Consider the following 9,526-nt stretch of genomic DNA (forward strand, 5'->3'; position numbering starts at 1 on the left):
ACATTATTTCCGCCTTTTGATAATTTTATTATATATTAGCACTCTCTATTTTAGAGTGCTAACAAAGGTGAGGTTGATGGTATTGTTAACGAGTCGACAATTGTTAATATTACAAGTAATCGTCGATGATTTTATTCGCTCTGCTCAACCGGTAGGCTCGAGAAGTTTGGCGAAAAAGGAAGAAATAAACCTTAGTTCCGCTACCATTCGTAATGAAATGGCTGATTTAGAGGAATTAGGATATATTGAAAAAACTCATACATCTTCCGGACGAGTTCCTTCAGAAAAAGGATATCGTTTTTATGTGGATCATTTATTGCCTCCGCCAAATTTGAAAGAGCAAGAAATATATAAATTAAAATCAGTGTTTGCTGAACGTATTTACGAATTTGAAAAAATTGTTCAAAAGTCAGCGAAACTACTTTCTGAATTAACAAACTATACAGCGATTGTCTTAGGTCCGAAAGTAAAAGATAACAAATTAAGACAGTTGCAAATTATTCCATTAAATCATGAACAAGCGATTGCCATAATCGTGACTGATAAAGGTCATGTTGAAAATAAAGTGTTCTCATTGCCTAGACTGTCAAATCCGAGCGATATCGAAAAATTAGTAAATATATTAAATGAACGTTTAATCGGTGTTCCTATAAGTGATTTGCAAGATCAACTATACAAGGAAACAATGCAAGTATTGAAAGAAAATATTTTAAACTATGATCTAATCCTTCAGTCTGTTGCTGAAGTACTAAATGTACCAACACATGAAAAGTTGTTCTTTGGTGGAAAAACAAATATTTTAAGTCAGCCAGAATTTCATGACATAGATAAAGTTAAGCATTTGATGGATCTAATTGAGCAAGAAGAAAGTATTTATCATCTTTTAAAAAAAATTCCAAGCGGTATTCATGTGAAAATTGGCCGCGAAAATAATCTATCGGCTATGGAAAATTGCAGTTTAATTACCGCAACTTATTCCGTTGGTGACGATCAATTAGGTACGATTGCTATTCTAGGTCCAAAACGAATGGAATATTCTAGAGTCATCACCCTTTTAAAGTTGCTTAGTTCGGATATGACAAATAAGTTTACGAAACTATTTCAAAGTGAATAATAGTGGACATATGAAAGAAAAGCGTTAAAATAAGGACTGGGAAATTTTTCAGTAATATAGATTTTTAATTGGAAACAGGGAGGTGATTTCATTGTCAGAAGAAATGAAGGATAAAGAAGAACAAGCAATGAATGCAAAAGAGACATCATCCTCACTAGACAATGATTCAACCAACAAGGAAGAAGTTGTAGAAGAAGTATTTGAAGAAGCATCTAATGGAGAAAATTTAACAGATCCTTTAGAAGAAGCAAATGCAAAAATTTCTGAACTTGAAAAAAATCTTGAAGAAATGGAGAACAAATATTTACGACTCCATGCAGATTTTGAAAATTTCAGAAGAAGATCTCGGTTAGATTTAGAAGCTTCGCAAAAATATCGTGCGCAAAGTTTGGTTGAGGATTTATTACCAGCTCTAGATAATTTTGGTCGAGCTTTAAAAGTTGAAACAAAATCAGAAGAAGCACAATCGATTTTAAAAGGGATGGAAATGGTTTATAAAAGCATTCTTTCTGCGCTTGAAAAAGAAGGCGTACAGCCAATCGAAGCAGAAGGAAAAGAATTTGATCCGCATGTTCATCAAGCAGTTATGCAAGTCAAAGATGAAAATTATCCATCCAATACAGTCATAGAAGAACTGCAAAAAGGGTATATGCTCAAAGATCGAGTCATTCGGCCATCAATGGTAAAAGTGGCTGAATAATACATAATTTCTTTTCACGGGAGGTTAATAACATGAGCAAAGTTATTGGTATAGATTTAGGTACAACGAATTCATGTGTTGCTGTTCTAGAAGGTGGAGAACCAAAAGTTATTCCAAATCCAGAAGGTAACAGAACTACTCCGTCAGTTGTTGCTTTTAAAAACGGTGAAAGACTTGTAGGAGAAGTAGCGAAACGTCAAGCCATTACAAACCCAAATACAATTATTTCTATTAAACGTTATATGGGTACAAACCATAAAGAAAATATCGATGGAAAAGAATATAGCCCACAAGAAATTTCTGCTATTATTTTGCAATATTTAAAATCATATGCAGAAGATTATTTAGGAGAAAAAGTAACAAAAGCGGTTATTACTGTACCTGCTTATTTTAATGATGCTCAACGTCAAGCTACAAAAGATGCAGGGAGAATTGCAGGATTAGAGGTTGAACGAATCGTTAACGAACCAACGGCAGCTGCTCTTGCCTATGGATTAGATAAATTGGACGAAGATCAAACAATTTTAGTATATGACCTTGGTGGAGGAACGTTTGACGTATCGATCCTTGAACTAGGAGATGGCGTATTTGAAGTTCGTGCTACAGCAGGTGATAACCAACTTGGTGGGGATGATTTCGACCAAGTAATTATCGATTACTTAGTAGAAGAATTTAAAAAAGAAAACGGTATTGATTTATCAAAAGATAAAATGGCTTTACAACGATTAAAAGATGCTGCTGAAAAAGCGAAAAAAGATTTATCCGGTGTAACATCTACTCAAATTTCTTTACCATTTATTACAGCTGGTGAATCTGGACCACTTCATTTAGAACAAACATTAACAAGAGCAAAATTTGAAGAATTATCTGCTCATTTAGTAGAACGTACAATGGGACCAACTCGTCAAGCTTTAAAAGATGCAGGTTTAACAGCGTCTGATATTGATAAAGTTATTTTAGTTGGTGGTTCTACACGTATTCCTGCTGTTCAAGAAGCTATTAAGCGTGAAATCGGAAAAGAACCACATAAAGGTGTAAACCCAGACGAAGTGGTTGCTCTAGGTGCTGCGATTCAAGCTGGTGTTATTACTGGAGATGTAAAAGATATTGTTCTACTTGACGTTACCCCATTATCTTTAGGTATTGAGACAATGGGTGGGGTATTTACAAAATTAATTGAACGTAACACTACAATTCCAACATCTAAGTCTCAAATTTTCTCTACTGCTGCTGACAACCAAACAGCTGTTGACATCCATGTACTTCAAGGGGAACGTCCAATGGCAGCTGATAACAAAACATTAGGAAGATTCCAATTAACAGATATTCCTCCTGCACCAAGAGGAGTACCACAAATTGAAGTAACATTTGATATTGATAAAAACGGAATTGTAAACGTTAGTGCGAAAGACTTAGGAACTGGTAAACAGCAAAATATCACCATTAAATCTTCTTCAGGTTTATCCGATGAAGAAATTGAACGTATGATTAAAGAAGCAGAAGAAAATGCTGAAGCCGACAAGCGTAGAAAAGAAGAAGCTGAACTTCGCAATGAAGCAGATCAATTAGTATTCACAACAGAAAAGACATTAAAAGATCTAGAAGGAAAAGTTGATCAAGCCGAAGTGAAAAAAGCTGAAGAAGCTAAAGATGCATTAAAAGCAGCAATTGAAAAGAACGACATTAATGAAATTAGAGCTAAAAAAGATGCTCTTTCTGAAATTGTTCAAAATCTAACAGTAAAATTATATGAACAAGCTGCTAAAGACGCTCAAGCAAACCAAACGAATGCCTCTAACGATGGAAAAGAGGACAACGTTGTAGACGCTGAATTTGAAGAAGTAGACGATAAAAAGTAATGATGAGGCTTAAAAGTCAAAGTCAGGGGTCCTTGGCTTTGACTTTTTCTCATGAAGCTCTATCATCTATCATTGGTAATTTTATATTCAGAATGATAGAATAAACTTTATGTGAAAAGTTTTGGGAGTGGAAACAATGGCCAAACGGGATTATTACGAGGTTCTTGGTGTAAGCAAAAATGCATCAAAAGAAGAAATAAAAAAAGCATATAGAAAATTATCGAAAAAATATCATCCAGACATTAATAAAGAACCGGATGCTGCGGAAAAATTTAAAGAAGTAAAGGAAGCTTATGAAACATTAAGTGATGATCAAAAAAGGGCTCACTATGATCAATTTGGACATACCGATCCAACCCAAGGATTCGGTGGAGGATCAGCTGATTTTGGCGGTTTTGGTGGATTTGAAGATATTTTCAATACATTCTTCGGGGGCGGTGCTCGAAGAAGAGACCCGAATGCACCAAGACAAGGAGCTGATTTACAATATACGATGACGATTTCGTTTGAAGACGCTGTTTTCGGAAAAGAAGTGGATATTGAAATACCTAAAGAAGAAACATGTTCCACTTGTAATGGTTCTGGTGCAAAGCCTGGGACAAAACCGGAAACATGTAGTCATTGTCATGGAACCGGACAAATTAGTACCGAACAAAATACACCATTTGGTCGGATTGTTAATCGCAGAGTTTGTTATCATTGTGAAGGAAAAGGCCAAATTGTTAAACATAAATGTGCAACATGTGGAGGAAGCGGAAAAGTACGTAGAAACAAGAAAATTCATATCAAAATTCCTGCTGGTATCGATGACGGACAGCAATTGCGTGTTGCCGGACAAGGAGAACCAGGAATTAACGGTGGACCTCCGGGGGATTTATATGTTGTCTTCCATGTTCGACCTCATGAATATTTTGTCCGTGATGGTGATGATATATATTGCGAAGTTCCGATTTCTTTTGTCCAAGCTGCATTAGGGGATGAAATTGAAATTCCAACACTTCACGGAAAGGTTAAATTAAAAATCCCTGCAGGAACTCAAACAGGAACAAAATTCCGACTTCGAGGTAAAGGAGTTCCGAATGTTAGAGGATATGGCGTCGGTGATCAGCATATTCAAGTAAAAATTGTGACACCAAAGAAATTGACAGAAAAGCAAAAACAATTATTACGGGAATTTGCCGCTTTAAGTGGAGAAAATGTGGATGCACAGGAAGATAGCTTTTTTGACAAAGTAAAAAAGGCATTTAAAGGAGAATGAATGTAAGAGGGAGTTGGTAGAATGAAATGGTCGGAAATTAGTATTCATACGACAAATGAAGCGATAGAGCCAATTTCAAATATATTACATGAAGCAGGTGCCAGTGGGGTTGTCATTGAAGATCCGTTTGATTTGATCAAAGAAAGAGAAGATCAATTTGGAGAAATCTACCAACTCAATCCTGATGATTATCCGGAAGAAGGAGTTATTATTAAAGCCTACTTACCTGTAAACAGCTTTTTAGGAGAAACGGTAGAAGGAATTAAAGAAGCGATCAATAATCTTATTCTATATAATATCGATATTGGATTAAATAAAGTAACAATCAGCGAAGTGAATGAAGAAGAATGGGCAACGGCTTGGAAAAAATATTATCATCCAGTCAAAATCTCTGATAAATTTACGATTGTTCCTACATGGGAAGAATATGAGCCCCAAACAGATGAAGAATTAATTATTGAGTTAGATCCGGGAATGGCTTTTGGAACTGGAACTCATCCAACGACAATCATGTGTATTCAAGCTTTAGAACGATTTGTAAAAAAAGGAGACGTCGTTATTGATGTAGGTACTGGTTCTGGAGTGTTAAGCATTGCTGCCGCCCTATTAAAAGCAAAGAAAGTGATTTCCCTCGATTTAGATGATGTAGCAGTAACGGCTGCACGAATTAATATCAAGCTAAATAAAGTTCAAGATGTTGTCACTGTATTGCAAAACAATTTATTAGACGGAGTCGATCAACAGGCAGATGTCATTGTTGCAAACATTTTAGCGGAGGTCATTGTCCGATTTACAGATGATGCATATGAAAGACTTAAGTCCGGTGGTTTCTTTATAACATCTGGTATTATTAAACAAAAAAGAAATGAAGTTGAAGAAGCGCTGAAATCTTCAGGATTTATCATTGAAGAAACATTGACGATGGAAGACTGGGTTGCGATCATTGCTAAGAAACAATAAAGCAGGTGTTGTAATGCAACGGTATTTTGTACAAGATGAGCATTTGGATGGTAGCGTCTCTATAAAAGGCGACGATTATTTTCATATGACGAAAGTTATGAGAATGAATGTTGGAGATTCCATCATTGTTGTTTTTCCGAATGGGCAAAGTGCTTATTGCAAGATTACAAATATTTCTAATGAAAAAGTGGATGTAACCATTGTAGAATGGGAGAATGAGGCAAGAGAGTTACCGGTTTCAGTAACAATCGTGAGCGGTTTACCTAAAGGGGATAAATTTGAGTGGATTGTTCAAAAAGGGACAGAGCTGGGAGCACAAGCGTTTATCCCTTTCATGGCAACTCGCTCAATTGTAAAATTAGATGAAAAAAAAGAATCAAAAAGGATTGAACGTTGGCAAAAGATTGCAAAAGAAGCTGCGGAGCAATCCCACCGAACGTTCATTCCCCAAGTTTATAAACCACATCGTTTACATGAAATTATTGAACTAAGTCGTAAATTCACACATAAGGCAGTTGCTTATGAAGAAGTTGCAAAAGACGGGGAAGTCAAGCAGTTTTCTAAAATTTTATCAAACTTGAAACAAGGAGATTCTCTCCTATTTGTCTTTGGCCCAGAAGGCGGGTTAACGGCTCAAGAAATTGAACAATTTCAAGAACATGATTTTCATATATGTGGACTTGGTCCTAGAATATTACGAGCAGAAACAGCACCACTTTACGTTTTATCAGCTGTTTCATACCAATTAGAATTGTCGAGGTGAAAAATATGCCACAAGTCGCCTTCCATACATTAGGTTGTAAAGTGAATCATTATGAAACTGAAGCTATTTGGCAATTATTTAAAAATGAGGGATATGAACGTGTAGATTTTGAGTCAAATGCAGACGTTTATGTCATTAATACATGTACAGTTACAAATACTGGAGATAAAAAAAGCCGTCAAGTCATTCGGAGGGCCATACGAAAAAATCCCGATGCCGTAATCTGTGTAACGGGTTGTTATGCCCAAACTTCTCCAGCTGAAATTTTGGCCATTCCTGGTGTTGATATTGTCGTTGGTACTCAAGACCGTGCCAAAATGTTGGAATATATTGAGCAATATCGAAAAGAGCGCCAACCAATTAATGCTGTAAAAAATATAATGAAAAATCGAGTTTATGAAGAATTGGACGTGCCTTATTTTACTGATAGAACTCGTGCATCATTAAAGATTCAGGAAGGATGTAATAATTTCTGTACATTCTGTATTATTCCTTGGGCGAGAGGTTTAATGCGCTCAAGAGATCCGAAAGAAGTGATTCGCCAAGCGCAACAATTAGTGGACGCTGGTTATAAAGAAATTGTATTAACAGGGATTCATACTGGTGGATATGGACAAGATTTCAAAGACTACAATCTTGCTATGCTGTTAAAAGATATCGAGGAACAAGTACATGGGTTAAAAAGACTTCGAATATCATCAATAGAAGCAAGTCAATTAACAGATGAAGTCATTGATGTTATTCGCCAATCCAAAATTATTGTTCGCCATATGCACGTTCCTATTCAATCTGGTTCTGATACAGTTCTAAAAAGAATGAGACGTAAATATACAATGGATCAATTTGCTGAAAGAATTACCAAATTAAAAGGAGCGTTGCCAAACTTAGCTATTACGTCTGATGTTATTGTTGGTTTCCCTGGAGAAACAGAAGAAGAATTTATGGAAACTTATAATTTTATTAAGGAACATAAATTCTCTGAACTTCATGTATTCCCTTATTCTAAACGAACAGGGACTCCTGCAGCGAGAATGGAAAATCAAATCGATGAAGATACGAAAAACGAACGTGTCCATCGACTCATTACATTATCTGATCAATTAGCTAAAGAGTATGCTTCTCAATTTGAAAACGAAGTACTTGAGGTTATCCCTGAAGAAAAATATAAAGAAGATCCTGCAAGTGGTTTATATGAAGGATATACAGATAACTACTTAAAAGTTGTCTTTCCTGCCACAGAAGATATGGTAGGGAAAATTGTAAAAGTGAAAATAACAAAAGCAGGATATCCTTACAATGAAGGACAATTTGTCCGTGTATTGGATGATGAAATTATGAAACAAGAAGCGGTTCATTCATAAAATATTTAGTTTAAACGCTTGGACTTACTCCAAGCGTTTTTTTATCCTTTTGTATTTTCTATATTCACAATGATTTCATCGAAAAATTCACCATCGATATAAACTTTTAACTTCCAAAGCCCTGGAGATGGAAAATACATTTTAGTCCGTGCATGCCCATTAATTTCCTCTCCTCGTGGGTATAATATTTCGTCTTTCGATACGATCGGATTGATTGCTTTTTCATCTCCTTCTTTAAAGGCTTTTACATCCCATTCTTTGTAGGAGATCTCTTCCGTTCCCCAAAAATGCCACATCCATTTTTGGTTATTATTGATCATCGTTTTTGAACCAACGATTCCAATACTCCCTTTTTTTCCAAACATTTCTCCAAATTCATGAGAAAAAGTTTGACTATTATCTTCCCAAGTTTCTTTCGCTTTACAACCAAACAATATACATAGGATGGTCAGTCCAATGAAAGATAAAAGTATTTTTTTCAAAAGAAACAACCTCCTCCTTTGAAAATATAATATATTTTCTTTTTGCTCATAAAAATTCCTTCTTGATTGAATGTCATTATGTTTATTTTCAAAAAAATTGAATGTGAATTGACAATTAAAGAAAATTCATAGAGTATAGATATCGAAAGGATTTAAGGGGAATATATACATGATAGATACATAATGGAAAGGATGAAATACATGAATATAGCAAAATATATCGATCATACGTTATTAAAACCTGAAGCAACGAAAGAGCAAATTGAGAAACTTTGCCAAGAAGCAAAAGAATATGAATTTGCTTCTGTATGTGTTAATCCAACATGGGTGTCTTATGCAGCTGAATTATTAAAGGGTTCATCAGTCAAAGTTTGTACGGTTATTGGTTTTCCGCTTGGAGCAACATCAACGGAAACGAAAGCATTTGAAACGAAACAAGCGATTGAAGATGGGGCTACAGAAATTGATATGGTCATCAACATCGGCCGATTAAAAAGCGGTGAAGATGAATTTGTGAAAAGAGATATTGAAGCAGTTGTCAATGCTGCTAAAGGAAAAGCACTTGTAAAAGTCATTATTGAAACTAGTTTATTAACAAATGATGAAAAAGAAAGAGCATGTCGTTTAAGCGTAGAAGCTGGAGCTGATTTTGTAAAAACTTCAACTGGATTTTCTACCGGTGGAGCAACCGTAGAAGATGTGAAACTAATGAGAGAAGTTGTTGGACCGAACGTTGGTGTAAAAGCTAGCGGTGGTGTAAGAAGTGCAGAAGACGCTAAACAAATGATTGATGCCGGAGCAACTCGAATTGGTGCAAGCTCAGGGGTAGCGATTGTGCAAGGACTAATAGGGGATTCAGATTATTAATAAATTAACTTGAAAAGAGAATTTGGGAGTGTCTCAAATTCTCTTTTTCATGTGCGCCCGGCATGGGTGTAATCTATAGGGTGAAAGTCCCGAGCTGCGAAGGCAGAAGTAGCAGTTAGCTTAACGCAAGGGTGTCCGTGGTGACGCGGAATCTGAAGGAAG

General features: G+C 35.8%; 9 protein-coding genes. 8 read left to right on the forward strand and 1 reads right to left on the reverse strand.

All coding sequences use genetic code 11. The features are described 5' to 3' along the window. Positions 1–82: 82 nt before the first annotated feature. From hrcA to mtaB, 7 genes are all read left to right on the forward strand, one after another. Positions 83–1,114, forward strand: coding sequence for a heat-inducible transcriptional repressor HrcA (gene hrcA, locus AC3ASS_RS08360; RefSeq protein ID WP_488283068.1), 1,032 nt, complete (start codon positions 83–85; stop codon positions 1,112–1,114). A gap of 91 nt (positions 1,115–1,205) precedes the next feature. Then, positions 1,206–1,814 (forward strand): nucleotide exchange factor GrpE, encoded by a 609-nt coding sequence (gene grpE / locus AC3ASS_RS08365; protein ID WP_488283069.1) that lies wholly within the window; start codon positions 1,206–1,208, stop codon positions 1,812–1,814. A 32-nt stretch (positions 1,815–1,846) separates the two neighbouring features. After that, positions 1,847–3,673 carry a molecular chaperone DnaK gene (gene dnaK / locus AC3ASS_RS08370; RefSeq protein WP_488283070.1) on the forward strand — a complete coding sequence of 609 codons (1,827 nt, stop codon included), beginning with the start codon at positions 1,847–1,849 and terminating at the stop codon, positions 3,671–3,673. 136 nt (positions 3,674–3,809) lie between these two features. Beyond that, complete coding sequence (dnaJ, locus tag AC3ASS_RS08375; protein WP_488283071.1) at positions 3,810–4,931, forward strand: molecular chaperone DnaJ; 1,122 nt, start codon at positions 3,810–3,812, stop codon at positions 4,929–4,931. A 21-nt stretch (positions 4,932–4,952) separates the two neighbouring features. Continuing rightward, positions 4,953–5,891, forward strand: a complete 939-nt coding sequence (gene prmA / locus AC3ASS_RS08380) for a 50S ribosomal protein L11 methyltransferase (RefSeq protein ID WP_488283072.1) — start codon at positions 4,953–4,955, stop codon at positions 5,889–5,891. A gap of 13 nt (positions 5,892–5,904) precedes the next feature. Beyond that, entirely contained in the window at positions 5,905–6,654 is a 750-nt protein-coding gene (locus AC3ASS_RS08385) for a 16S rRNA (uracil(1498)-N(3))-methyltransferase (RefSeq protein ID WP_488283073.1), read from the forward strand. Positions 6,655–6,659: 5 nt separating this feature from the next. After that, positions 6,660–8,015 carry a tRNA (N(6)-L-threonylcarbamoyladenosine(37)-C(2))-methylthiotransferase MtaB gene (mtaB, locus tag AC3ASS_RS08390; protein ID WP_488283074.1) on the forward strand — a complete coding sequence of 452 codons (1,356 nt, stop codon included), beginning with the start codon at positions 6,660–6,662 and terminating at the stop codon, positions 8,013–8,015. A gap of 41 nt (positions 8,016–8,056) precedes the next feature. Here the strand turns inward: mtaB and AC3ASS_RS08395 are convergent, their stop codons facing one another. Continuing rightward, positions 8,057–8,497, reverse strand: a complete 441-nt coding sequence (locus AC3ASS_RS08395; RefSeq protein WP_488283075.1) for a DUF4871 domain-containing protein — start codon at positions 8,495–8,497, stop codon at positions 8,057–8,059. Between the two features lie 201 nt (positions 8,498–8,698). On the opposite strand from AC3ASS_RS08395, the gene deoC reads away from it, so the two are divergent. Continuing rightward, on the forward strand, positions 8,699–9,364 hold the full coding sequence (deoC, locus tag AC3ASS_RS08400) for a deoxyribose-phosphate aldolase (protein ID WP_488283076.1): 666 nt from the start codon (positions 8,699–8,701) through the stop codon (positions 9,362–9,364). Positions 9,365–9,526 lie beyond the last annotated feature (162 nt).

The organism is Bacillus sp. JST-5, from assembly GCF_057747715.1.